This window comes from Marvinbryantia formatexigens DSM 14469 (assembly GCF_025148285.1).
GTDB lineage: Bacteria > Bacillota > Clostridia > Lachnospirales > Lachnospiraceae > Marvinbryantia > Marvinbryantia formatexigens.
On record NZ_CP102268.1, the window covers coordinates 94,091 to 119,123 of the forward strand.

Genomic DNA, 25,033 nt, shown 5'->3' on the forward strand with positions numbered 1-25,033 from the left:
TTACTGTTCACTTCGTTCACAGCAACACGCTTCGCGATGCACAGAAATTGCACCTGAACACCTCGCGGAATAGTGGTACCTGGACAGTAACCATATTTACCGGATTGCCGTCTCTGCTTTATAATTTTTCGGATTTATTCCGTATTTTCTTTTGAATGCCGCCGCAAAATTACTCGCTTTTGAATATCCCACCAGCATAGCCACCTGGCTGACATTCAGATTGCCCTCCAGCAGCAGACCTGCCGCCTTTTCCAGCCGCTGGTCGATGATATACGCGTGAACCGATGTTCCGAACAGGGCGGAAAAGCCCTTTGTCAGTTTAGAAGTGCTGATATTGACCTGCCGCGCCAGCTCCTCGCAGCCCGGAGCCAGTGCAAGCTGGCTGTCGATGATTCTCTTTGCCTCTGTGATGGAATCCCGGTCGCTTCTGGAAATTGCAATGTAATCCGGCGCAAGAATACGAAGCTCCAGGACCTCGCTCAAATACACCGCCAGCAGTTCAGAGACCTTGCTCTCCAGAAACAGGTATCCCAGACCACCGCGGTATTGCGTGAAATCTTTCAGTTCTGCAAAAATATGCTCCATATAGGGAGTAATGCGTATCTTTGATATGCCATCCAGTAATTTTTTCTGATAAACCGCAATCTCTCCGGCCTCAAAGTAGTCATTCAGAATCTTATCGAACCAGGACAGCGGTATTTTTACATTTTTGAAAAGGAAATCGCTCTTTTTCGAATAGCACAGATATTCCATTTTCCCGTGACCGCGGTAAATACAGGATTCTCCTTTTTGTATGCCTGCGCTCTTCCGGTTGTCCGCAATGTTCCAGGTAACGCCGTCCCGGAAGCAGAACAGCATCTGGATATATTCTTCACTGCTCACTCCCTGCACGTTCACATCTGAAAAATAATTCATTCGCCAGTCTGAAACTACTGCTCCCTGTTTCGTAACGACCTGCGAAATCTGACCGGTTCCCATGTCCGCCGGAATATCTATGGTAACCGTCTGCGGTGAAGCAGAGAGCAAATTGCAGTAAAGCTTATTCATATATTGATTTGTCATATACTACTGTTCCTCCGTCCGTCAGATGCAGCCGACCTCATTTTGCAGGCACTCCGGCTCTCATCCCATCAGATCCGCCGCGAACAGCGCGGCTCCCAGAGCACCGCACAGCTGTGCCTTGTCATTGATGAGCAGCGCAGCCCCCAGCTTTTCCTCCAGCGTTTTGACGAGCCCCCGGTTTTTGGAGACGCCTCCCGTCATCATATAGGGAGCCTCTCCTCCCACGCGCTTTGCAAGAGCCGCAGTCTTAACAGCAACCGCCTTGTTCAGACCGTGTACGATATCGTCCGTAGCTTTATTCTGCGCGATCAGGGACACAACCTCTGATTCCGCAAAAACGGTACACATGCTGGAGATCGTGATGTCCTCCCTGTAATCAAGTCCTTTAAGACTCAGCTCCTCCAGGCTCATTTCCAGGGTCCGCGCCATCATTTCCAGAAAGCGCCCTGTTCCCGCGGCGCACTTGTCGTTCATGACGAAATTCACCACGGCGCCGTTTTCATCGACCCGGATGACCTTGCTGTCCTGTCCGCCGATATCGATTACCGTGCGCACAGACGGGTCGAGATAATGCGCTCCGCGGGCATGGCAGGTGATTTCCGTGATGCTCTTATCGCCGTCCTGAATCGCCGTTCTCCCGTAACCCGTCGTCACCAGGGCGTCTATATCCTCCCGGACAAGACCCGCGCTCTTCAGCGCCTCCTCCAGCGCCCGCTCCGCGCCGATCGCCGCGCCTGCGCCCGTCGGCAGAATGATTCCTGTTACAATTTTCCTGTTTTTATCCAGAATGACAACGTCGGTACTGGTAGAGCCGCTGTCAATTCCCGCCACATATCCTTTTCCCATCGTCTTTTCTTTTCCTTTCTTCAGATCCGGAGCCAGGCTTTCCGCGAATGCTTCCAATCGGGTGGAAAGCTGGCCGCTGCTCTGAATTGTATAATCCGATTCGATTTTTAAGATTGGTACTGCGGCATGATTTTTTATCTCCGCGTATTCAAAGCTGTAAAAATCGCAGAATTTTACTGTATGATAAATGATTCCCCGCAGGTCGGGGTCCTGGTAAAGCTGCTTTCGTCCCGTGCTGTCCATCATGCGCATACAGGGAAGCTGATGAAGGAGCTCTCCTGCATACCACTCCATGAGCGCGTCGAAATCCTCCGTCTCCGGCGGCGTCCCGCTTCCGGCAGAGCGGTTATAAACGCAGGAATCATTTTCCACCGGAAACGGCATGGCTTTCTGCGTCATTTCAAAAAGCTCCGTTCCCATGCGAGCCCCCAGCACGCTGATGTGGGGTCTCCTCTCCTTCTGCTGCGGCCGGAACGCGCGGCGGAACCTTTCCGCCTGAAAGGACGTGCCGCGATATTCCCCATAAGCCTTCGCCAGCGCCTTCAGCTGCCGCACCGTCCGCTCCCTGCTGCATTCGCTGTCAGAATGAAGCATATCTATCATATAAAGGAAATCCAGCCTGCCGCTGCTCTCCAGCACATCACAGACACTGCGTATGGTATCGCAGCAGTTGACCAGGACGAGTTCCTTTACCTTTCCCTGCATAACCGCCTCCAGCAGCGCCTTTCCGAATCCGCAGAGGTTTGGATGGGCAATCTGGTCCGCCAGTTCAAAGCCCTGCGGCATTTCATTCATATTGGCGCACTCCGCGCCGAGCGCCGTCAGCAATTCTATGGGCGTATATTTACAGACATAATATGTCTTGTTCATTTGCTTTTTCCCTCCTCAAGCATTTCCAGAAACGCTCCCAGTCTGGTAGCCGTCTGGCCTTCCCCTCCATGACTTCTGTCGCAGCCGTCGCCATCCAGAATCAAAAGAGGAATTCCCGCCTCCTCAAATTTTTTCTTCGCCAGCTGAGAGCCTCCCAGCGTGTGCTTACAGCCCCAGTGTCCAAACCACACGGCTCCATCCGCGCCCGCCTCCCTTGCATGACGGATTCCTGCCTCGATCCGGCGCAGTACGCCGCCGTTTAAGCTGTGGTAAACCATCCGTTCAGCCATAGCCTCATAGGGTCTGTCCGGATTAAATTCTCTTCCCTCCAGATCAAAGGTCTGGAAAAGCTCGCAGCCGACAATCTGCGCGTTTTCATTTAAAAGAAGCTCTTTTTTCACTGCGTCGGACCAGAAGGGAATCGTGTGCATCCAGTAAATTCTTTTTCCGTGCGTCTCCGGTGCAGCGCTGATGTCCCGAAGCAGCATTTCCGTATATTTTTCCTCCTCCGGGGTTCCCAGAAGAAGATGACTGGTCATACCGCCGTAGAGCGGAGTGACCAGATCCGTGGGAACATACCGGTCCGCCCGTCTGAGCTGACACTGATGTATATTTTCCAGGGTAGCCCTGCTTCGTTTCAGACGCTCTTTAAGAGCGGATTCACTTATCTTTTTCCCCGTGTTTTCTTCCAGAAAGGCAGCCAGTTCTCTTAGCTGTTCTGCCACGTACCGCACGTTTTCCCCGTTCTGCTCGAAGGGAACGTCTATTGCAAAGGCGGGCACGTCGAACAGCTCCGCCAGATACCGGAAGGTAAGAAGATTCGCGTCGCAGACAAGATTCGTATATACGATGCATTTCGGTTTCGGCAGAATTCCTCTTTTTGCCGCGCCGATAAAGGTTTTGTGGTAGCTGCAGAGGGTTTCGGAAAGCCCCTCGTTCTCCGCCTGCTGAAGACAGGCCCTCTCCGCCTGGGAGCCGGAGAGGTAACAGGAAAAGCTTTCCACATTATACGGTCCAAGCCCCACCTCCTGCAAAAGCTCGCAGGGTGTAAATACGCTCACGATGGCGGATTCCTGCGGTCTTTGAAGCGGCCTCAGCATGGTATCCATCATCAGACGCGCCAGATACTGGTCTGCCGGCAGAAGCCGCTTATCCGGTGCAAACTGAAAGCGCAGTCTCTGCGCCTGCCAGCCGGTCTTTAAAAGCCATCTGGCTGTCCCCTGATGGCTTTCACTTAACTGCTCTACACAGTGTCCAAATGTTTTTACAACTTCCATTTCCTGCCTCCTCCTGGCGGAAGGCCTGTATGATATGCCCTCCGCAGGTATCTTTTTCTCTCATTTCATGACAACAGCCGAAGAAATGCATACCACAATTATACGCAACATTTGTCTTATTGACAATAATCAGTTTTTCATAAGCTTCTTTTCTTTTTTCGTCTCCAGGACATGGCGTATCGCCGCCACCGGATGATGAAAGATCATCCGCGGTCCACTGTAGCGCATCACTGCGCGGATTTTCTCGCGCATTTCCGGCTTATAGCAGTGTACCTTACAGTTGGAGCAGAAGGTTTTTGTCTCCATAAACGGACACTTCTCGCTTCGCTGCCTTGCGTAGGCATCGAGCGCGGCGCATTCCGGGCAAAGTCCGTTTTTGCTTCCGTGCTGTTTGCGGCAGTAGAGGGCGATCATCTGGGAGACCATTGCTTTTTCCCGCTCCCTTTTTGTCTGTACATCCTTTATCATCAGCTTTTCCTCCCGCCTGCCTTTGACAGCTTCTCCACGGAATACACCTTATCCGCGATCCGCATGGTCGACTGCCGGTGTGATACCAGCGCCACCGTTCTTCCCGCCTGCTCCTCGCGCAGCGATTTTAAAATCACCGCCTCGTTGAGGCTGTCGAGATTGCTGGTCGGCTCGTCCAGCAGCAGAAACGGCGCATCGTGCAGAAATGCCCGCGCAAGCCCCAGGCGCTGCCGCTCGCCGCCGGAGAGCGTATCGCCAAGCTCTCCCACCGGAGTATCGTAGCCCTGCGGCAGGCTCATAATGAAATCATGGACGGAGGCTTTCCGACATGCCTCCTCTATTTCCGCATCCGTAGCATCCAGCTTTGCGATCCGCAGATTATTTCTGATACTGTCATGAAACAGATGCGTCTCCTGCGTGACAAAGCTTTCCATTTCCCGCAGATTCGTCGTATTCATTTCGGAGACCGGCACGCCGGAGAGGCTTATGCTGCCCTGCTGCACGTTCCAGAACCGCATAAACAGCTTGAGCAGCGTGGATTTTCCACTTCCGCTCCTGCCGGTAATGCCGATAATGCCAGGCTCCATCCGCAGCGATACATCCTCCAGAATCGTCTCTGCGCCATAGGAGAAGGTAACGTGCTCTGCAGACGCCCCGTCAAAGGTAATCTCCGGTTTTCCCGTCACTTCCTCCACCGCCGGCTCCTCCTCCAGAATATCCAGCACACGGTTCCCCGCCGCAAAAGTATTCTGCAGCGTACTTCCCAGGTTTGCCAGGGCAACCGCCGGACCAAAGGAGGAAAACAGCGCAATGACCGGTATCAGCACGCCGGAAAAATCCACCTGCCCGCGCTGGTACAGCGCTGCCGCCGCAAAGAGCATCACAAGGTCCGCCGCCAGAATTACCGTGTTCGTAACCGCCGCGTTTCTGCCAGACGTGCGCTTCAGCCGCTCCTCATCCTTTGCCAGTTCACTGGTTTTCTCATTCATTCCCGCCAGACGCGCTTCCCCCTGCCCATACTGAAGCGTCTCGGAAAGCCCCCGCAGGCTGTCCAGCACAAAACTGCTCAGATCGCCCGATTTTGTGCGGAACCGGATGCCGTCCTCCCCGCTCAGCCGGGAGGTAATGAGCGGAATTACAACACCGACTACCAGATATGCGGCAAGCGCCAGCAGCCCCAGCGCCGGATGGAAGGAGCCGATAAACAGGCACATCACGATGGTAAAGAAAAACGCGATCACCACCGGAGAGATTGTATGCGCGTAAAACACCTCCAGCAGCTCGATATCCGAGGTAATCACGGAAATCAGATCTCCCTTATCCCTGCCCTCCAGCTTTGCCGGGCAGAGCCTGCGCAGCGCCCGGAACACCTTATCGCGTATCAGCGCCAGCAGCTTAAACGCGATGTAATGGTTGCACGCCTGCTCCGCATAGCGCAGAACCGCCCGCAGCAGCGCAAATACAAGAACACAGCCGAAAATCACGCCAACGGAAAGCCCCATATCAAAGCCCAGCACCTCCAGAAACGCATAGCCGCCCAGAATCGTGATAAAAGAGGCGCAGAGATGTCCGATAAGTCCCATCGTCACCGCCAGGATCATATAGCCGGTCAGAGGCTTCACCAGACCTATCAGCTTTGTCATAACCGTAAATCCGCTTCTTCTTTTCATTACTCTGCCTCCTTCTCTTCCGTTTTGCCCGCGCACAGGTTCCCGTAATTTTCCAGGCTCTGCTGCGCATTCCACAGCTCTGCATAAACGCCGCCTAAAGCGACCAGCTCCTCATGCCTGCCGCTCTCCTGCACATCCCCGTGCTCCATCACATAAATCCTGTCGGCGCCTGTCACATTCGCCAGCCGGTGTGAAATCAGAATTACCGTCTTTTCCTCTGCCAGCGCCCAGATTTCGCGCATAATATCATTTTCGCTCTCCACATCGATATTTGAAGTCGCCTCGTCAAAAATATACACCGGGCTGTCGTGAAGCAGCGCCCGCGCAAGCGCAAGCCGCTGGCACTGTCCCCCGGAGAGATTGGAAGCGCGCTCATTAAGCTCCGTATCCAGCCCGCGCTCGCTCTTCAGAAAATCCGCCAGCTTCACACGCGCAAGCACGCTCCAGAGCTCTTCATCGGAAGCGTCCGGCTTTCCCATGCAGAGGTTATCCCGGACCGTTCCCTTAAAAAGATAGCTCTGATGGCTGATATACGTGATATTTTTCATCAGCTCCGCCTCGCGGATACTGCCCAGCTCTCTGCCGCCAATCCTTACCGTTCCCAGATAGCCTTTATTTCTGCCCATCAGAATGGAGGCAACGGTAGATTTGCCGCAGCCTCTCTCCCCGACGATGGCGGTAAAGCTGCCCTGCGCAAACTCCATATTCACGCCGTGCAGAATTTCCCTGTTCTCCTCATAGGAAAAGCACAGATTCCGGCAGGTGATGGTGCATTCTTCCGGAAAATCCTCCGTCCCCGTCTCCTCCTCCGGAAGGTCCAGCAGGCGGAAAATTTTATCGCTCGCCGCCATACCGTTCATGGCGATGTGGAAAAAGCTGCCAAGCTGTCTCATCGGAATAAAGAAATCCGCCGCCAGAAGAATAATCAACAGGCAGCCCGCCGGGGACACCGCTCCCGCTCTTAACTGCGTTACCGCCATAATGATTCCCAGCGCCGCCCCGCCGTAGGCAATCAAATCCATGATTGTGATAGAATTAAGCTGCATCGTCAGAACCTTCATGGTGATTTTGCGGAATTTTTCGGATTCCCGGTTCATTTCCTCATTTTTATAGCCGTCCGCCTGGTAAATTTTTAGGGTCGTCAGCCCCTGCAGATTTTCCAGGAATGTGTCGCCGAGCGCCGTATACTGTCCCCAGTATTTTGACAAAAGCTTTTTCGCCCAGGTCTGCACCGCCGCAATCGCCACCGGAATCAGCGGGACGCAGATAAGCAGAACAACGGCGGAGGGCATGTTTACAAAGCAGAGACACACAAACAGCGTCAGCGGCGCAAGCATTGCGTAGAAAAACTGCGGAAGGTATGCTCCGAAATATGTCTCCAGCTGGTCGACGCCCTCCACAGCCACCTGCACGATCTCCGATGTCCGTATCTGCTCCTGGTAGGAGGCACCCAGGCGCAGCAGCTTCTGATAAATCAGCTCCCGCAGCGTCCGCTTGACTGCCCGCGAGGACAGATAACCCATGCGGCTCGCAAAAAGGGTGCAAACAAAGCGCACCGCCAGCGCAAAGACCGCGGCGGCCGCCGTCCGCAGAAAATCTCCCCTGTCCGCATTTTTCGCAAGCAGCGACGCCAGAAGTCCCGTGATGGCGGACATCAGCACAATATTCGCCGCCAGAGAGCACCACTGCAGCGCCACATTGGCGGCGACATATTTTCTGCTCTCCGGAACTGTTCCAATCAGCCGTTTGTTTATCATCATAATCCTGTACCCCGTTTCTGTTTTCTTCTGCAAAGCTATTAGTATTACCTAACCGCCGTGCCTAAAAATGCGGTTACCAGAGAATAAGTAACCGCTAACCTTCTTTAGTATACGCAAATACAATGTATTTGTAAAGAGTTTTTTATTACCGCCTGCGCAGACCACGTTCCCATGCCTCAGGCAGCAGGTGTCTGAGGCTGGCGTGCTCTGAAACGTTTCTGCTTCAATTTACCTACCATATCGTAGCACCAGCAGATTGCCTTCGTAAACCCGATATCCAGCATGATTGCCATGCAGGTCATCGGAATCAGCAGCAGGCTCTCCCAGCGCATCAGGGAATATACGCTCAGGAAACCGGGGGCAATCAGTACACCGGCGAGGAAAACGACCGGCAGCACCGTGCACAGCAGCCTGTGAAAATGATTCATCGGCTGGCAGACACGATAGACAACAATCATACTGATAACACCGCCGAGCACCAGATTGTATGTGGAGGTCATCATTTCATCCCCGTTCCAGAAGCCCGACATCAGCTGTGTCATGACAATCGTAATGACCATCGTAAGCGCTGCCGGCAGCGATATGCGCAGCACCTGACGCAAAAATCCGCGCGACACCGCCTGCTGGTTCTGCTCCAGCGTCAGCAGGAAGCTGGGCACGCCGATGGCTGTTCCGCTGATCCAGGAAAGCTGGATTGGAATAAACGGATACGGCTCCTGCAGCAGAATAAAGATTACGCAGAGCAGGATGGAATATATGGTCTTGGTGAGATAAAGGGCGCTCACGCGCTCAATATTGCTGATAATGGTACGGCCCTCGCCGACAATATTCACCATAGAGGCAAAGTTGGAATCCAGCAGGACGATATGTGCCACCTGCTTCGCCGCATCGCTGCCCGCCGCCATTGCGATGCCGCAGTCGGCATCCTTGAGCGCCAGCACATCGTTCACGCCGTCCCCGACCATTCCGACCACATTTTTATTTGCCTGGAACGCCTTAATGATATTCTGCTTCTGCTCCGGCTTTACTCTTCCGAATACAGTGTATTTCTCCACCTCCATACAGAGCTCGCCGAATTCTTCCGGCAGGTTGCGCGCGTCAATATAGTGCTCTGCGCCCTCCAGACCGGCTTTTACGGCGATATTGGATACCGTCACCGGATTATCTCCGGAAATAACCTTAATCGCCACCTCCTGCTCCTTAAAGTACGCAAAGGTATCGGCGGCCTCCGGACGTATCTGGTCGGAAATAATAATCAGCGCCAGCGGAGAAACCTCCTTCGCCACGCTCTCCTCTGCATCGATCTTACAGCTTCCCAGCAGCAGCACGCGCAGTCCCTCAGCGGAATACTGATTGACCTTCTCCAGCAGCTCCATGTTCTCGCTCTGCAGAAATTCCGGTGCGCCGAGGACAAACGCCCCCTGCCCTTCAAAGGCTGCCGCCCGGTATTTCCGGTCGGAGGAGAAAGGGATTTTTGCTTCCGTCTTCCATTCCTTCGACTGCGGGAACCGCTTTTTCAGCGCCTCCTGCGTGCTGTTTACATCGTCAAAGATATAGGAAAACTCGCCCATAATCTTCTCTATGCGCTCCGGCGGCGTGTCGCTTTGCGGAACCACCTCCACGACGTCCAGGTCCCCGGTCGTGATAGTGCCGGTCTTGTCCAGGCAGAGCACGTTGACGCGCGCCAGCGCCTCAATGGACTCCATTTCCTGCACCAGCGCCTTTTTCCTCGCCAGACGCCCGACGCCAAGTACAAACGAGATACTGGTGAGCAGCACCAGCCCCTCCGGAATCATACCGATAACGCCGGCGACCGTATTTACCACCGCGTCTCCCGTCGTGATGCCCTCCACGCTGCTCTGTGAGAGATACAGCAGGATGCCGACAGGAATCAGCAGGACGCCGTCTATCTTGATAATCTTTTTGATAGTCTCCTGCATCTCGGAGGAAGCGCGCTTTTTAACACGCGCTTTTTTCGCAAGCGACACCGCATAGTTATCTTCGCCGACATGGAAGACCTTGGCAACGCCGCTTCCTGCCACCAGATAGCTGCCCGACATCAGCGTATCTCCCGGCTTCTTTTTTACCGGTTTCGACTCGCCAGTCAGCATGGATTCGTTCACTTCTATGCCATCCGACTCCAGCACCGTACAGTCGGCGCAGATCTGGTTGCCGTTCTCCACCACGATAATGTCGTCCATCACGACATCCTCCACGGCGACCTTCTGCAGCTCCCCGTCCCGGATGACGTCCGTCTGCGTGACGGTCATCACCGATATCTTATCAATCAGCTTCTTTACGCGGAACTCCTGCACGATACCGATTGCCGTATTGATAAGAATGATGAACATAAAGGTCATGTTTTTAAACTGACCGGTACAGGCAACCAGAATCGCCAGGAACAGATTCAGAAAGTTAAAATATGTCAGCGTATGTTCCTTAACGATATCCTTCTTCGACTTCGAAGCACTGGTATCCGATTTATTGGAACGCCCAAGCGACACACGGTCCTCCACCTCCGCGACGGAGAGCCCGTGATAATTCCATTTATTCATATATAATCCTTATTCCCTCCCGTTCCAGCAATACGTGCAGAGCTTTGACGCATCCAGCCCGACTGATTTTATCATGTCGTCCAGACGATGATATCTGAGAGAGGAGAAATTCATTTCGCGGCCGATTTCCTCCACCATTTTGTGGTAGCGCTCGGAATCCGGGTCGGAATACTCCTGCAGGTGCTTTTCTGCCTCGTCGCCCTCAAACCGCTTCATCACCCGGCGGGTAATCAGATCCATTTCCGATGAGGAGCGGGAAAAATTCAGGAATTTGCATCCATAAATCAGCGGCGGACACGCCGGACGGATGTGCACCTCTTTTGCTCCGCTGTGATAGAGGAATTCCGTCGTCTCCCTGAGCTGTGTGCCGCGCACAATGGAATCGTCGATAAGAAGAAGGCGCTTCCCCTTTATCAGGTCGTGCACCGGAATCAGCTTCATCTTGGCGATCCGGTTTCTCTGGCTCTGCATGGTCGGCATAAATGACCGCGGCCAGGTGGGCGTGTACTTTATAAACGGTCTGGAGAACGGAATGCCCGATTTATTTGCATATCCAATCGCGTGAGGCGTTCCGGAATCCGGCACACCCGCTACCGTGTCCGTGCGCACATTATCGCGCTGCGCCAGCAGCTCCCCGCAGCGGTAACGCATCTGCTCCACGCTGATTCCCTCGTAGGATGAGGACGGATATCCGTAATATACCCAGAGAAAGGTACAGATTTTCATTTCTTTTCCCGGCTGCACAAGCGTCACCACCGCCTCCGGCGTCATAACCACAATCTCTCCCGGTCCCAGCTCGCGATAGTCGTCATAGCCGAGATTTAAGTAGGCAAAGCTCTCAAAGGAGGCGCACCAGGCGTCCTCTTTCTTTCCGATGACCACCGGCGTCCTGCCCAGCCTGTCCCTTGCAATGTAAATGCCCTTCGGCGTCAGCACCATCAGCGTCATGGAACCGTCGATTTTTTCCTGCGCGTACTGGATGCCCTCCACAATATTTTCCTTCTGGTTAATCAGCGTCGCTACCAGCTCCGTGGCATTGATTTCCCCGCTCGTCATTTCCATGAAATGCGTGTGCCTGGACAGGAGCTCTTTTGTCAGAGCTTCCATGTTATTAATCTTTCCCACCGTGGTAATCACGTAGGTGCCGTGATGCGAACGAATCAGCAGCGGCTGCGGCTCGTAATCGGAAATGCAGCCAATTCCCATATACCCCTTCATTTCATTTGCGTCTTTTTCGAACTTCGTGCGGAACGGAGAATTTTCTATATTATGAATTGCCCGGTCGAACCCATTTTTCCCGTAGACCGCCATACCGCCGCGTCTCGTTCCAAGATGGGAATGATAATCCACACCGAAAAACAAATCAAATACACAATCCTCTTTTGAAGCTACAGCAAAAAAACCGCCCATTTTATCTTCCTCCAGTTAATGTATGTTCAATATCTGTGCTCCTGCACTTGCAGTCATATATCACTATACCAATATCTGAGAAAATGTACAAGGAAAAAAATATTAAAAAAAGATGATATCTGCAATATCTTTCCAAATGTTACGATTCACAGCCTTCCGCCCGCATGCGCAGTCCGGAACAACCAAAATCATTTAAGAAAATAAAAAAATCCAGTATCTAACTGGATTTTTCAGAGCGCGAGACGGGACTCGAAACCGTGACGCATTTTAAAATAAATACCCATTTTATGCGGTTTTCAAGGAATTATGGGATAAATCTTCTTTAGTTTATTATCAGAATCCCCTTATTTGTTACGCAAATAATAGATTTCTGAGTGCTATGCAACACGAAATGCAACACGAAAAAATACCCCCTGGAAAACTTCTATACCTGCTTTCCAAGTTTGGTAAACGAAGCATCTGCTACTTGAATCTCCTGCCTTTCTCTTATATAATTTATTATTAGAGAAACATCGCAAATCCGTATATTTTCCGGTTTGTTTTATAATAGGAAAATATGTAGCCAGAACAGGTATCTCATCGCAACAGAAGGAGAAAAATTTATGAGAAAAGTTACAAAGCATCACAGAAGTTTACATATCGTCCTGGTATTACTGGCATTTTGTATCATATCAGTCTTCAGCTCCATGTTTCTGCAGGCAGATGTCCATGCAGCCAATACAAAAACCGGACTGAACCAGACGAAGCTGACATTGAATACCGGGAAAAAGTATACACTCAAACTCAGCGGTATCTCTGGAAAAGTTAAATGGACAACCTCTAAAAAAAGCGTTGCTACCGTTTCCTCGAAAGGCGTGGTAACAGCGAAGAAAAAAGGCACTGCTACTATCACCGCCAGGGCAGGAAGTAAAAAGTATACCTGCAGGGTAACGGTAAAGCAGCCGGTAAAATCCGTAAAGCTGAACAAAAAATCCTACACGCTGAAAAAAGCAGGCGCTGCAGTGACACTGAAGGCATCTGTATCCCCCTCCAGCGCAAACAACCGGTCCGTCACCTGGAAAAGCTCTAACACGAAAGTGGCAACGGTAAGCAGCAAAGGAAAGGTAAAAGCTGTTGGCAATGGAACTGCTACCATTACCGCAACTGCAAAGGATGGCTCAAAGAAAAAGGCTTCCTGCAAAATAACAGTAAAACTGCCTGTTGTGAAAGCAAAGAAAATTTCTCTGAACAGGTCCTCTGCCACCCTTACATCTGCTGGCAGTTCCCTGCAGCTTACTACATCATTTTCTCCTTCCGGTACAACCAACAGGAATGTTTCCTGGAAGAGCTCCAACACGAAAGTGGCTGCTGTGGACAGTAAAGGAAAAGTCACCGCCAGGGGTAACGGGACAGCAACCATTACCGCAGCCACAAAGGACGGCTCAAAAAAGACAGCTTCATGCAAAATAACAGTGAAGATTCCTGCGGTAGTAAAAGTATCTTCTGTCGCCCTGAACCGTACCTCTGCCACACTCACTGCCAGAGGGCAGACGCTGCAGCTTGCCGCTTCTGTTTCACCTTCCAGCGCAGCAAATAAAGCAGTTACATGGAAGAGTTCGAATACCGGAATTGCTTCCGTAGACAGCAGCGGAAAAGTGACTGCCGTTGCAAATGGTACAGCAACAGTTACCGCAACCGCGAAGGACGGCTCCGGGAAAGCAGCATCCTGCAAAATATCGGTAAGCATCAGCTCCGGTTCCCCGGCTCCTGCACCTGCTCCTTCAACACCTTCGACGCCATCCAATGTGAAAACAGCCTCCGGAACCGCATCCACCGGTGTCAGTATTTCCGGAAATGGAACAGGTTTCATGGCAGGTGAAACGCTGCAGCTTACGGCTTCTGTGACCCCTGCAGGTGCCACAGACAAGAGCATCACCTGGAGCTCCAGCAATACTTCTGTGGCAACCGTGGACAGCAACGGTAAAGTAACAATGCTTGCTGCCGGTGACTGCACAATCACTGCGTATGCCGTAAACTGGGGCGTCCCGGCGGAATACGTCTCCACAGTCGTGAAATATAACTGGTCCCTGGAACGCCAGGCACAGGAATTCCAGCCGCGCGCGGCATATAATATCACAGTCACACCTGCCCGCACACAGATAACCGGTATCTGGCTCACAGATAACGACTGTGACGGAGAAATTGCTGTTACACAGAAAATGATTCCAGTTGGCGGTACAAAAAAAGTGGCTCTCACGTTGAACAGTGCCTATACGAATCCGAAAAATGCGCAGCTCGTCTGGACGTCCAGCGACCCTGGCATTGCTACCGTGGACAGCAGCGGCACCGTCACCGGTATCGCTAAAGGCTATGCAACGATTACAGTAAAAACACAGTATCCGGCTGAAGACGGTACTTACCCGACAGCCTCCACGACCTACCGCGTGGGCGCATATACGTATGATGAGATTCTCAATAACCTGACAATCGACAGGGAGGCTTCCCTGACGGCGCACGAATATCTGAATCATATCCGCACAACACCGGCAGACCGGGCACTGGCTTCCTTCCGCGACCAGCCCGCTGTAGAGGCGCGCATATGGGATGAAGGGCTTATGCAATTAGCAACAGCAAGAGCTTCCAGAAATATTGTCTGCACGATGATTGGCGGCTGGACATCCGGCGAAAAATCCGACAGGAATTCTCTCGCAACACACGGTGGTATGCAAAACGGTTATGGCGGTTCATGGAGTACAAGCGGAACCATACTAGGCAGAAATGCAGCAAGGGGGCTTACCGAAGACCATGCACATATGGTAAACCAGTTGGATTCAAGAAGCTATGTAGCCATTGCATTTGTGCGCTACAGCAATCCTTCCGGTGTTAATCTGACATCCATGATTGTAGATATGTCTCCCTGCTCTTACGCAGAAGGAAAACAGAATCTTGCAAATGCAGGCGTCAGCTTCCTGGATGATATGGAAAAAAGCATTTTAGTACCAAAAGAGCAGTACCTCGACTTCTGCCGCCATTTTGGAATTACTGCAGGTTGATACAGTATCTGAAACTGCTGCTGGAAAAATTTTTAAGGGAATATTGCATTTCAGAATCGCATATGCTATAATGCCTATAGGCAAAAGACAATACCCAGTATAGGGAACAAGCAAAATCCCCGGAGGTGTACCAGACCTTCGGGGATTTCTATTCCCATTTTGAAGTGGTTGGGCTTATGACCACAGGCTAGTTACCGACTATTTGTCGCCGTCTAACCATTTGATGATGTAGTGGCAGGCTACACCAGCCGCAACAGCGACAATAAATGATAAGAATCCCTCCACATGATGCGACTGTCCTTCTCTCCATAAAACAAAAACAGAAAAAGCAGCGAACTGTTTTCCCGTAGAAAACTCAGCTCACTGCCCAATTATTTCTGTTTTTTAGTTACTGTGCTTACGCCAATACAGGCTCTCTTTTCTTGATGATGGCTTCGACTTCTGCAATGCTTTTCTCTGCAACATCAGCAATTTGTTCTAATGAATAACCCTTTCTGTACATACTTAAAATAAACTTTGCATTTGCCTCATCTGTTGCAAACTCTTTAATTCCCTGACTCAGATTACACATAACGCTCACATCCTTTCTCAATTCATCATCTACCGAAATCTGATATTCGTTTTCCATGATTCCCAGCTTTTCACTAACAGATAATTCCATTGATAAAATTGTGCTTAACAGACGATGCAGCTCATACTTTTCATCATGCTTAGGAAGCTCATTTGCTATGCCAATCATAACGATATTTAATAAGTCAAGACCGCCTTTCCACTGATAAGAGCCTAACATATCATCTTTTGCAAGATGAATATAAGCCATGCTGTTCTCATCCATGCCCATACAAACCCAAATGGAAAATACACGCTTGATGTCGTTATAGTTTGTCTTAACAAAATCTCGTTCCTTCTGCGAGGATATCAGTCGGCTCACATAGAAAACTGCCCGGTTTAAAATATGATAGCTTGAAGGTTCATCCTTCTGTGCTTCGAGATTCACGATAACCTGTGAAACGCCGTCTTTCATGCGTACATAAAAGACGATATCGAACCTGACAAGTCCTTCATTAATCTCCGCATTTTCCGTATTCATGCCAACGATTCGCTGTCCGTCTTTTTCCTTAACTGTATTTGTCAGTCCCTGTTCCACAGGCACAACACTGATGAACGGATTTCCCTCAATGTAAGGTACTACATCTTTTGGGTTCATTCCCTGGAACTCGTCAACTGTTTTCACCAAAATGTGTGCTAATATGATTTTATTTCCTAACAGGCGCTTTGCCTTTTCATCGTACTGAGCTTCTTGATTTGTCGCACTTACTGCATTTTTTATTTCTGTGTCCACAGCCATAACCCCCTTTTCTTCATTTGTCGGGAATTACAAAATCCACTCCCTACAGGGTATATAACCTCATAATTATTATACGCCAGAACCACAGCCAAATCAACCTAATTTTTTTGCCCGTTTGTGCCAACGAACACTTGACACTAACCACTCCATTTTAAAATTGCATATGCCATTGTTCAAAGAAATGCAAGTGAGCCACATGGACGGTCAGAAACGGATTTCCCGGAGATTGCGCCTCCGGAAAGTTCTATTTCTTTTTTAACATGACTACAGTCCATACCTTTGTATGCTCTGCCAGTTCTTATGATATTTCCTATTCCCCTGCTCTCGAAAACTTCTTCGTCATCATGCCAGAAACAGACATAGTGCCTATGACCTTTTTGCTCACTTCCACGTCATTTGAAGTTCTCTTTTGTTGTTTACGCAATCCGCTAAATACAAGTTAATAAGTGTCTGGTAAGGCATTCCCAGCTTAGCCGCCTGATTCTTAAACTAGTCAATGACAGAAGGTGAAATTTTTATTGTAACCTGTTTCTTCAACTCTTTTGCATACGGATTCTGTCTTTATTCTGATTGCCTGTCCTTATCTGACTGCAATTCTGCTAACATCATTTTCTCAATTTTAATTACGTCCGGCTGCGTCGGTGTAAAGCGAATCCCTCTATGTAACAGATTGATAACTTTTCTTGCGTTCTTTTCCATTTTCTGTACTATCTTCGGGTCTGCAATCCGTACAGGCTTCCCGTTATAATTTCATTTCCATAAGCAACATTTCTCCTTGTATAGATTAAGCCCCTTGCCGTTCCCGGCAAGAGGCTTAAAAACTTTTCCGCGGTCTATTTATTATTCGCATGACCGGGAGCGAACCACGTTTACACAGCCTATTTATATTCCGCATGACTGGGAGCAGACTACTTTTCAAGGCAGTTGTCTGCTACTATTGTTATACGCAAGCCCAGCAAATATGTCAATCCCCGCAAAAAATTAAAATTTCAAAATCGGCTGCTCGCCATAGTCGGCGTAAAGGGCTTTCTGGACATGCGGTGTCCGATTCTGAAGAATATCCAGCAGGATATTTGCATCAATCAATAAGTTAAATAGATACGGTAGCATCCTTGGGAATAAAACTTCCTGCTTCCCGACCATTTGGGGTTACAATATTGGACTTTGCGATGAATCCCCCTCTTCCACTTCTGTCATAGACTTATCCAGCACGGAAAGATAATCTTCATTTCTCCTGGCTTTTATCATTTCATTATATTCCCGCTCAGACAACATCACAACATTTTCATTTTTCGGTCTTGATATAACCAGTGTTTCACCATTAAAAACCTTATCACATAAATTCTCAAAATTGTCTCTGACATCCACGCATTTTACTACTAACATACAAACCACTCCTTTTTCCATATTTAAAATAATAAAAGCGTATATATTGGGGGCTGGGCGGTTCATCCAGCATCTCAGGTACTTCAAATGGAGTGTATCGGGAACCATTTCCGACCTCAAAATAAATACGATTGTTACAAAGTAATTTTTATCTGTAACATACTACTTAATTTATCAGGAGTCAATAAAATATTTCTAAGTCTGCCACTATTCCATCTCTTATTTTCCCGCATTCGATGAAAATTTCTGATACCAGTCAGACAGTTCAGCCGCTTCCATACATGCTATGATATACTTCCGCGCGGTAATAATAATTCATTGTCAGCGCGGCATTGTAAAGCGTCGTCAGCAGGTATGCCTTGATATTACCTACTCTGGTGGTATTCGTGCGCAGGCAGAACCTGACATACTCGATGTGCGAATAATCCAGCTTCATGAAACGGCTTTTTACAAGTGCTGCTGGCTTATCTGCCCCGGCAATCCGCAGGGTGCTGTCATCCGGCATCATCATAACCTCAGTCATCAGTTCTACCAGCTCATCCACATCCTCGTCTGCATGATACCGGTAGTCAATATGCTCCCTGATTATGTCCCGGTAGGCATCCATTTTCTCTATCACATCCATCCCGTCCGGACATTCTTCTACTTCCGCAGATAAGATAGGATTGGATAAGATATTTTCAGTCTCACTATACTCAGTATTATTAATATCAGTATTATTAATATCAGTATTATTACAGTTTGATTTTGGAACTTCTTGAAATTCGGTTTTCATACTTCCTGAAGTTTGATTTTCATACTTCTGGAAATTCGATTCCGGTACTTCCTGAAGTCCGGATTTCATACTTCTAGAAGTTTGATTTTCATACTTCTGTGTATTTCCGGTGTTTTCCGGCTGTTTTTCTCTCTGCTCCGGTTCCGGGCAGTCTCTGATTATAAAGTTTTTTACATAAATTACATTTGGTTTTCCCAGCCCCAGACGTTTCTTTTCAATCAGACCTATCCCCTTTTCTGTATCAAGTTCCGCGATGTTCTTAATCGCTTTCTGTCTGGCGCAGCCGAGCAGTTCCATGATTTCCTCCACAGTAAAAATAATATACACCCGGTCTTCTTCGTCCAGCCAGCGGTTTCTGATGCTGAGACTCATGCGGTCCAGCATCAGACCATATAAAATCTTAGCTTCACAGGAAAGGGTTCTGAAACGTTCTGCTGTAAACAGCACCTTCGGCACCCGGTAAAAACTGTATTGTTCTGCTTCCATTCCATAAAAATAATCAAACTGTACTTTCTGCATCTTCTATCCCCTCTCCACTTTTTCTGCAAAGCTTAATTACTGGCTGCTCCCGCCGCAATAACGGCAGGAAATTTTCCTGTTATCTGATATAAAAAACGTGTCATTCGTGACACGTTTCTTCTCCTTCTGCCGGAATGTGTTCTTTCCTGTTCCGGCAAATAAAAAAGCGATAATCCGCAAAGATTACCGCCCATTTTTATAATTTTAATATTTTGTCATCCTGTTCAGGCATTTTTTATGCTTTCGCAGACCTTCCGGATAAATCCCGTTATTTCATCTGCTTCCGCTTCCTCATAGACAGTATAATCAAATTTATAGCATACATCCCCTATGTCTATGTATGCCAGGGCTGACGTATAAGAAACACTGCCGTCATGCACGGACTTGAAAAAGATTCCGGAAACACTTCCTGCCGGGACGGAAAATCCGAATTCCTCTACGTCCATGAATCCGTCTGAATATTCCCCTTCCATGTAAAAGTTCCTGTCAGATTCCATGTTATCTGCAGTATCATAGTAACCATCCGCTTCAGCCGTGAGTTCCGCCCTGTCCGTACTGAAGCACAGGTAATCTGTCATTGATTTATCATATGTGGTATTCTCCATGTCAGTGGGCAGTTCAAAGGTGATTCCGTTTCCATCCCCGCAGCTTACATTGACCGCAGTCCCCTCTGTCACCAGGAAATCATCATCTTCCGGAATTTCCCAGCTATCTGTTTTCTCCGGTTCCCCGGTATCAGAAATACCTGCATCCGCTTCCAGCACCTCCGCTGGTATTGCAATCTCCTGCGGTTCATATGATGTGATACGGATATCTGCCTCCACACTGCAGGAAAGCATCCCTTCCTCATCATCCATGTCATCGTACAGTGTAAAGCCTGTCCGCAGTTCCCGCGGAAGATAATCCTCCGCACCAATGTACAGCTCCAGCTCTGCGTCTTCCATGATTCCGGTTTCTGAACCGGAAATTCCTGCCGGTCCGCCCATGATTTCCAGGAAGCTTCCGGACGGTATCGCAGCACGCAGCACATGGCATTCCGTCCCATCTGCTTCCTCCATACTCTCTTCCATTCCCGTATTTCCGGACACGGCTTTCAGTGCAGATAATGTCCCGGACAGTATTCCTTCCTGTCCCTCGCCGCCTGTTTCCTGTACCATCCATTCCCCGCCATTTTCCGAAACATAAAGCATTTTGTCTTGTATATATATATCATATTCTGTATGCACATTCCCGTCTTCTGCGTCTGCATCAAGTGTGAAGCTCATTGCCGCCTGTCTGTTTCCGGTATCTGCCCGGAAAGTCCCGTTTATTTCCACCGGCACCTCCGCTGATACTTCCCCGTACTCCAGGGAAACAGGCATCCGGATATCCGCCGTTCCTTCAAAATATTGTATCTCTTCCAGTGCAGCATCCACCCTGTCAAGAATTACGTCCGCTTCCTCTGCCCCTGCCGGAAATGAAGCGCCTGCCATTACTGCCGCAGATATCATTCCAGCCATAAATTTTCTTTTCAGCATTCTTTTTTCCTCCCTGTTCCTGTATGCTCCGGCTCTGCCGGACTTTTTCTGTTTTCTCCGGGACAGCCCGCCCGGACAGCATTTCTGCCGTCCGGAAAATCTGCCCGGTTCCTTTCCTGCATATACCTGTTTATTCTGCAGGTACAATGGTATTTCTTACAAATGCCGTGTGGCTGAGCCCCTCGTCTGTCGTCTTGACATTGTAGAATGTCGCGCTTCCGGAAGGTCCTTCTGTATCCGTTCCATCCCGCTTTCCGCCAAGGTCAAATTCCACTGTGCTGCCGGACACGGTTCCATTGGATACCTCGTAGATATTCTCCAGCCGGTACCGTATAACATCCGTCTCCGATGCCACATAACTGCCCGCCAGGACACGGAAATCTGCCGTCAGACGGATTTTTCCGCCGCCAGTTTCCATTCCCTCCGTGAATTCCACCGTCTCATAGTACGTGTGTCTTTCGCCAAGCAGGTCCGTTCCATCTACCCGGAAGGTAAAAGTCGGGTTTCCGTGCGCCCATACGATATCTTCTGCATCTATCTCTTTCGTCAGACGCAGCGTGCTGTACAGACGCGGGTTGGTAAAGGTGACATCCGTATTCGTAACCGGGGTATCTGCGTCCTTATACACGATTACCGCTTCCTGCGGCTCTGTATTCAGTGCATAGCCCTCCGGCGCTGTAATTTCCGTCAGCAGATAAGTTCCCGGATATAGCTGTTTTGAAACAGCTTTTCCATCCGCCCCGGTCGTCACCGTATCCACCAGGGTTCCGGCGGCTGCAAGCACCTGCCCCTGCGGGGAGGTGATATCCTCCTTTGCGCGGATTTCAATGACAGCTCCTGCAAGAAATTCCCCTTTTTCGCTGGTTTTCGTAACAGTGAAAGTGCCTGTACTCATCGGGTTCGTGACGCGGAAGGTAAGCTCCAGGTCTTCCCCGACGGTAAATTCCCTGCTCCAGGAACCGGTATGCCCGTAGGGCGTCCCTGTCTCCACAATTTTATATCTGCCGCCGTTGGCGGCTGTCTTATCAAGACCTGTCATAACATATCTTCCTGTAAAATGATTATATGCCATCACGCCCCTGTCGATACTGTAACTGTCCCCGTTCCATTCATACACATGGAATTCCGCATTGCTGATATTCTCACCTGTAACTTCATTGGTTTTTATCACATATATATCTGTCTCCTGCGGTTTCGCATACACACTGACCACATTTGTTGTTTTGTCCACACTTGACGGGCTTCCTGATGCCCAGGAAAACGTCACTTTTGCCGTATTGTCTATCTTATACCAGTTTTCTCCGTCAAGCTGCGCCAGGTAACCGCTGAGGTCGTATCCTTCCCGGATTCTGCAGCGGATGTCAAAACGCAGGTCGTAAGCCTCTGTCAGGCTCCACGCACGCGATGCCGTCACGGTCTGTCCGGATACGGCTGCCGTCCAGCTTTTGTCTTCCATATATGTGGCTGCCCCTGCTTTTCTGGAGTATACTGTCACCGACTGGTACCCCAGCGCGTTATCCAGTACATCCGTCATTTTTATCTGGGACGGGGCGGTTGCTGCCGTATTCGCGGGCGTCGTCTGGAAGACACTGAACACGATTTCCTCATTTAGGGAAGCAAGTCTTTTCGTTGTCAGGGACATGTTCGCGTCCAGTCTCTTTACCGGCACTGCAGGCTCTGTGCGTCCGGCAGATGCCGTTGTCGTTACCGTGTTTGTATTTGCCGTATTGCTGCCGGCGTCGCTCTTATGCTTTACTGTACGGCTCGCTGTATTCCGGACCGTATATACTGCCGTTGTCCCGCTGTAGGACGGCTGGATTTCCGTCGGGTCCATCTGCACTTTGAATTCCAGCCGGTATGTCAGCTCGTAGAAGCTGGCGCTTGCCATCGCGGATGCAGTGGCTGTCGCAGTAATCACATCCCCGGATGTGGTAATGGTAAATTTATTCGATACATCTGCCCCGGTTTCCATGCAGATTACCTTTGCGCTGCTGACATAATCCACGCCTGCAGGCAGGGTATCTTTTATGCTGAAGGAGCTGTAATAATTGGCTGACAGCTCTGCAGGTACCCTCTGCTGTATCCGGTACCAGTACTGTCCGGTAACGGATGGCAGCGTATTGGAGGTCCCCCAGGTATTTCCGTCCGTGGATACATATTTTTCCGGTGCCGGTACTTCTGTCGGGGATGGGGTGCCTGACCGTATACCTGCAACAGAATATACGCCGATTACTTCCCCGTTCATCAGCGCCCCGTCTGAGCCGTACAGCGAGCTGCCCGTCACGGTGGCTGCGTTCACGGTTTCATTGTCATCGTGGTTCATACCGAAATAAAATCCGGATGCATTGATGTCATATACCGCATATCCTGCCGTATCGTCATCTTCCGTTTTGGCGTCTTCCGCTGCCAGCTTCTGCAGCGTTACCCCGTTTACCCTTTTATTCTCGACATGCACGATGGTATCCGAATAACAGTAACGGTGGTCTATGCTGCCGTCAAGCGCTCCAAAATACACTCTCTGCGAACCATCAATGTCATAAAGACCAATCCTCACCTTTTTCTTCACCGGCGTGGAGGTTCCGGTCGCCATGAACTGGCACTTCAGAAAGAAATCGCCGCCACGCCAGAACATGAACTGGATTTTGTTTGTATAAAACCCGGCAAACGGCAGGATGGATACCTTTTTATCCTTATACTGCTGTTCTGTCGTCCAGTACCAGTCCGTAACGCGCATGTCATACCACTGCCCGTTATCAAAAATGACCTTGCTGTACAGGCAGCCATGCTCCCCGCGCACAGATTTGGACGTGTCGGACGATACCGGGAACCAGTAAAAAGCATTCCCGTTGCTCACATCATTACGTCTCCAGTATGTCCTCTGCCCGATTACCGATGCACTGGAAACCCCGCTGTAGAAATTAAGCGGCAGGTAGGAGCTGTCAAGCACCGTCGATTTGCTGATGGTTGTCCAGCCGGATGCCGCTGTCAGCTTTGTGCCGGACAGGGTATAGGCAAGTGTCATGGTCTGTTCAGACATGTACTCTGCAGATGCCATGAGGTACTCCAGGTACGGGCAGTCCTCCGCGTGGGAATCAAAATCATCTGCTTCTCCCTGGCAGTCACACAGTGCTTCCCAGAGGCGCTGCAGGACCTCACAGTCCTCTCTGTGCGCAACTGCCGGAACTTCTCCTGCCCCGCAGTCACACGCTGCGTTAAATGCCATTTCAACCGCGCTGCAGTAAAATTCGTGCTCCGGAAGCGGCAGCCCGTAGCATCCGCAGTCACATTCTTCCTGGAACGCGTCAGCAAATACCGGGCAGTCCCATGCATGGCGCAGGGCGTCCTCCTCTTCCATTCCGCAGATGCATTCCAGCAGCCCGGTCTCCGTCTCTGTTTCCGTCTCCGTTTCTGTCTCCACTTCTGTATCCGTTCCGGCTTCTGTTTCTGCTTCCGTTTCCGGGTCCGCGCTGCTGTCTGTCTCTTTTTCTGTCTCTGCATTCCCTGCTCCGGGGCTCCATCTGCTGTCCGTCTGTACAAGCGTGTAGATACCGTTTCCTTCTGTCTTTACAGCAAAAACTGTCAGGTGCGTGTCACCGTTCAGGGTGACGGATGTATCCTCCAGCGCCTTTATCCCGTCCTCCTTCAGTACGCCCGCATTATACAGGTTATTTTCTTCAAGAGCTGCCTGGTAAAATTCCTCGTCACGGACACTGCAGACTACCTGCGTACCCTCCGGCAGCGCGGCATCCGTCCCGTCAGCGTTCTTTACCGCAAAGTAAAACGGGACAAAGTTCCGGATGCTCTGCACCGCCTGCGCGCGCAGCTCTGCCAGTGCTTCCTCTGTCCACTCCCCTTCATGTGTCCGGACATATTCTGCAGCGATTTCATCCTTCCACATGTCTTTCAGGGCTTCCTCGTACTCTGCATAGGACAGGTCCGGGTCCTCATAAACCGTCAGGATGTCCTCATATGCCTGCAGCTCCAGCCAGGTACCTGCCGCAAACGGGCTGCCATCCGGGGCAATCACTGTCACTTCCAGCTTTCCGCTTTCTGCAGTAAGTACCTGCACGGTCTCCTCCGCGTCCGTTTCTGTATTATCCGTGTTTTCTTCCGGCTGTTCCTCCGGCACATACACATCATCCCACAGGCTGTCCCCTGTCATTTCCGTTTTTCCTGCATCACTGCCGGTATTCCAGGCGTCCCCGTTCCCGTCTTCAGACGGGATGTACTCTGTGGTGCCAGTATTTCCTGTCTGCTCTTCTTCTCCCACCGTTCCGGTGGTTTCCGTCTCCTGTACCGGTGGGGCTGTTTCCTGGCTGCCGACGTTTTCCGTTTCCGGCACGCTTCCTGCATCTGCAGCCTGCGTCTCTTCCTGCAGCATGATTTCCCCTGCCGGTGCCGCATCGTACTGTGTGCTGCTCTCTTCCGTCCCTGTTATGGCAGTCCCGTCCGTGGCATCCGCCGGGACGCAGGACAGCATCATCACGCCTGCCAGCATTCCTGCCATGAGCCTTCTGTAGATTCTGTTTCCACGCATA

The 25,033-nt window shown here is 50.4% G+C and carries 14 protein-coding genes; 1 reads left to right on the plus strand and 13 read right to left on the minus strand.

The genetic code is table 11. The features are described from left to right. Window positions 1-96 precede the first annotated feature (96 nt). The 8 genes from NQ534_RS00465 to NQ534_RS00500 all read right to left on the minus strand — a co-directional run bounded on the left by NQ534_RS00465 (window position 97) and on the right by NQ534_RS00500 (window position 11,918). Complete coding sequence (locus NQ534_RS00465) at window positions 97-1,062, minus strand: helix-turn-helix domain-containing protein (protein WP_006860297.1); 966 nt, start codon at window positions 1,060-1,062, stop codon at window positions 97-99. 60 nt (window positions 1,063-1,122) lie between these two features. Beyond that, a complete protein-coding gene (locus NQ534_RS00470) occupies window positions 1,123-2,778 on the minus strand; it encodes an acyl-CoA dehydratase activase (RefSeq protein WP_006860296.1) in 1,656 nt (551 codons plus the stop codon). Next, entirely contained in the window at window positions 2,775-4,055 is a 1,281-nt protein-coding gene (locus NQ534_RS00475) for a 2-hydroxyacyl-CoA dehydratase subunit D (protein WP_006860295.1), read from the minus strand. The genes NQ534_RS00470 and NQ534_RS00475 overlap by 4 nt, the downstream gene beginning before the upstream one ends. A 129-nt stretch (window positions 4,056-4,184) precedes the next feature. After that, the gene (locus NQ534_RS00480) at window positions 4,185-4,523 is read right to left on the minus strand and encodes a nitrous oxide-stimulated promoter family protein (protein ID WP_006860294.1); all 339 of its coding nucleotides are present in this window, start codon (window positions 4,521-4,523) and stop codon (window positions 4,185-4,187) included. Next, window positions 4,523-6,193 carry a thiol reductant ABC exporter subunit CydC gene (gene cydC / locus NQ534_RS00485; RefSeq protein WP_006860293.1) on the minus strand — a complete coding sequence of 557 codons (1,671 nt, stop codon included), beginning with the start codon at window positions 6,191-6,193 and terminating at the stop codon, window positions 4,523-4,525. The genes NQ534_RS00480 and cydC overlap by 1 nt, the downstream gene beginning before the upstream one ends. Next, on the minus strand, window positions 6,193-7,950 hold the full coding sequence (locus NQ534_RS00490) for an ABC transporter ATP-binding protein/permease (protein WP_081455560.1): 1,758 nt from the start codon (window positions 7,948-7,950) through the stop codon (window positions 6,193-6,195). Before NQ534_RS00490 ends, cydC begins: the two co-directional genes overlap by 1 nt. A gap of 179 nt (window positions 7,951-8,129) precedes the next feature. Then, window positions 8,130-10,508 carry an HAD-IC family P-type ATPase gene (locus NQ534_RS00495; RefSeq protein ID WP_006860291.1) on the minus strand — a complete coding sequence of 793 codons (2,379 nt, stop codon included), beginning with the start codon at window positions 10,506-10,508 and terminating at the stop codon, window positions 8,130-8,132. 9 nt (window positions 10,509-10,517) lie between these two features. Continuing rightward, window positions 10,518-11,918, minus strand: a complete 1,401-nt coding sequence (locus tag NQ534_RS00500) for an amidophosphoribosyltransferase (protein WP_006860290.1) — start codon at window positions 11,916-11,918, stop codon at window positions 10,518-10,520. Window positions 11,919-12,520: 602 nt separating this feature from the next. Here NQ534_RS00500 and NQ534_RS00505 point away from each other — a divergent pair. After that, a complete protein-coding gene (locus tag NQ534_RS00505) occupies window positions 12,521-14,950 on the plus strand; it encodes an Ig-like domain-containing protein (RefSeq protein ID WP_050778260.1) in 2,430 nt (809 codons plus the stop codon). Between the two features lie 397 nt (window positions 14,951-15,347). On the opposite strand, the gene NQ534_RS00510 is transcribed toward NQ534_RS00505, so the two are convergent. The 5 genes from NQ534_RS00510 to NQ534_RS00535 all read right to left on the minus strand — a co-directional run bounded on the left by NQ534_RS00510 (window position 15,348) and on the right by NQ534_RS00535 (window position 25,032). After that, window positions 15,348-16,292 (minus strand): hypothetical protein, encoded by a 945-nt coding sequence (locus tag NQ534_RS00510; RefSeq protein WP_040781710.1) that lies wholly within the window; start codon window positions 16,290-16,292, stop codon window positions 15,348-15,350. Between the two features lie 1,155 nt (window positions 16,293-17,447). After that, a complete protein-coding gene (locus tag NQ534_RS00520) occupies window positions 17,448-17,684 on the minus strand; it encodes a type II toxin-antitoxin system Phd/YefM family antitoxin (protein WP_040781538.1) in 237 nt (78 codons plus the stop codon). A 265-nt stretch (window positions 17,685-17,949) separates the two neighbouring features. Then, window positions 17,950-18,978 carry a replication initiator protein A gene (locus NQ534_RS00525; protein ID WP_006860279.1) on the minus strand — a complete coding sequence of 343 codons (1,029 nt, stop codon included), beginning with the start codon at window positions 18,976-18,978 and terminating at the stop codon, window positions 17,950-17,952. A 224-nt stretch (window positions 18,979-19,202) separates the two neighbouring features. Further along, window positions 19,203-20,495, minus strand: a complete 1,293-nt coding sequence (locus NQ534_RS00530) for a type 1 periplasmic-binding domain-containing protein (RefSeq protein WP_143115782.1) — start codon at window positions 20,493-20,495, stop codon at window positions 19,203-19,205. Window positions 20,496-20,625: 130 nt separating this feature from the next. Then, complete coding sequence (locus NQ534_RS00535) at window positions 20,626-25,032, minus strand: SpaA isopeptide-forming pilin-related protein (protein ID WP_040781535.1); 4,407 nt, start codon at window positions 25,030-25,032, stop codon at window positions 20,626-20,628. Window position 25,033: the final 1 nt, after the last annotated feature.

Bases quoted from the DNA above. Each gene is read 5' to 3' on its own strand.
- NQ534_RS00465 (WP_006860297.1), bottom strand. From the start codon at position 1,062: ATGACAAATCAATATATGAATAAGCTTTACTGCAATTTGCTCTCTGCT.
- NQ534_RS00470 (WP_006860296.1), bottom strand. From the start codon at position 2,778: ATGAACAAGACATATTATGTCTGTAAATATACGCCCATAGAATTGCTG.
- NQ534_RS00475 (WP_006860295.1), bottom strand. From the start codon at position 4,055: ATGGAAGTTGTAAAAACATTTGGACACTGTGTAGAGCAGTTAAGTGAA.
- NQ534_RS00480 (WP_006860294.1), bottom strand. From the start codon at position 4,523: ATGATAAAGGATGTACAGACAAAAAGGGAGCGGGAAAAAGCAATGGTC.
- cydC (WP_006860293.1), bottom strand. From the start codon at position 6,193: ATGAAAAGAAGAAGCGGATTTACGGTTATGACAAAGCTGATAGGTCTG.
- NQ534_RS00490 (WP_081455560.1), bottom strand. From the start codon at position 7,950: ATGATAAACAAACGGCTGATTGGAACAGTTCCGGAGAGCAGAAAATAT.
- NQ534_RS00495 (WP_006860291.1), bottom strand. From the start codon at position 10,508: ATGAATAAATGGAATTATCACGGGCTCTCCGTCGCGGAGGTGGAGGAC.
- NQ534_RS00500 (WP_006860290.1), bottom strand. From the start codon at position 11,918: ATGGGCGGTTTTTTTGCTGTAGCTTCAAAAGAGGATTGTGTATTTGAT.
- NQ534_RS00505 (WP_050778260.1), top strand. From the start codon at position 12,521: ATGAGAAAAGTTACAAAGCATCACAGAAGTTTACATATCGTCCTGGTA.
- NQ534_RS00520 (WP_040781538.1), bottom strand. From the start codon at position 17,684: ATGTTAGTAGTAAAATGCGTGGATGTCAGAGACAATTTTGAGAATTTA.
- NQ534_RS00525 (WP_006860279.1), bottom strand. From the start codon at position 18,978: ATGCAGAAAGTACAGTTTGATTATTTTTATGGAATGGAAGCAGAACAA.
- NQ534_RS00530 (WP_143115782.1), bottom strand. From the start codon at position 20,495: ATGCTGAAAAGAAAATTTATGGCTGGAATGATATCTGCGGCAGTAATG.
- NQ534_RS00535 (WP_040781535.1), bottom strand. From the start codon at position 25,032: ATGCGTGGAAACAGAATCTACAGAAGGCTCATGGCAGGAATGCTGGCA.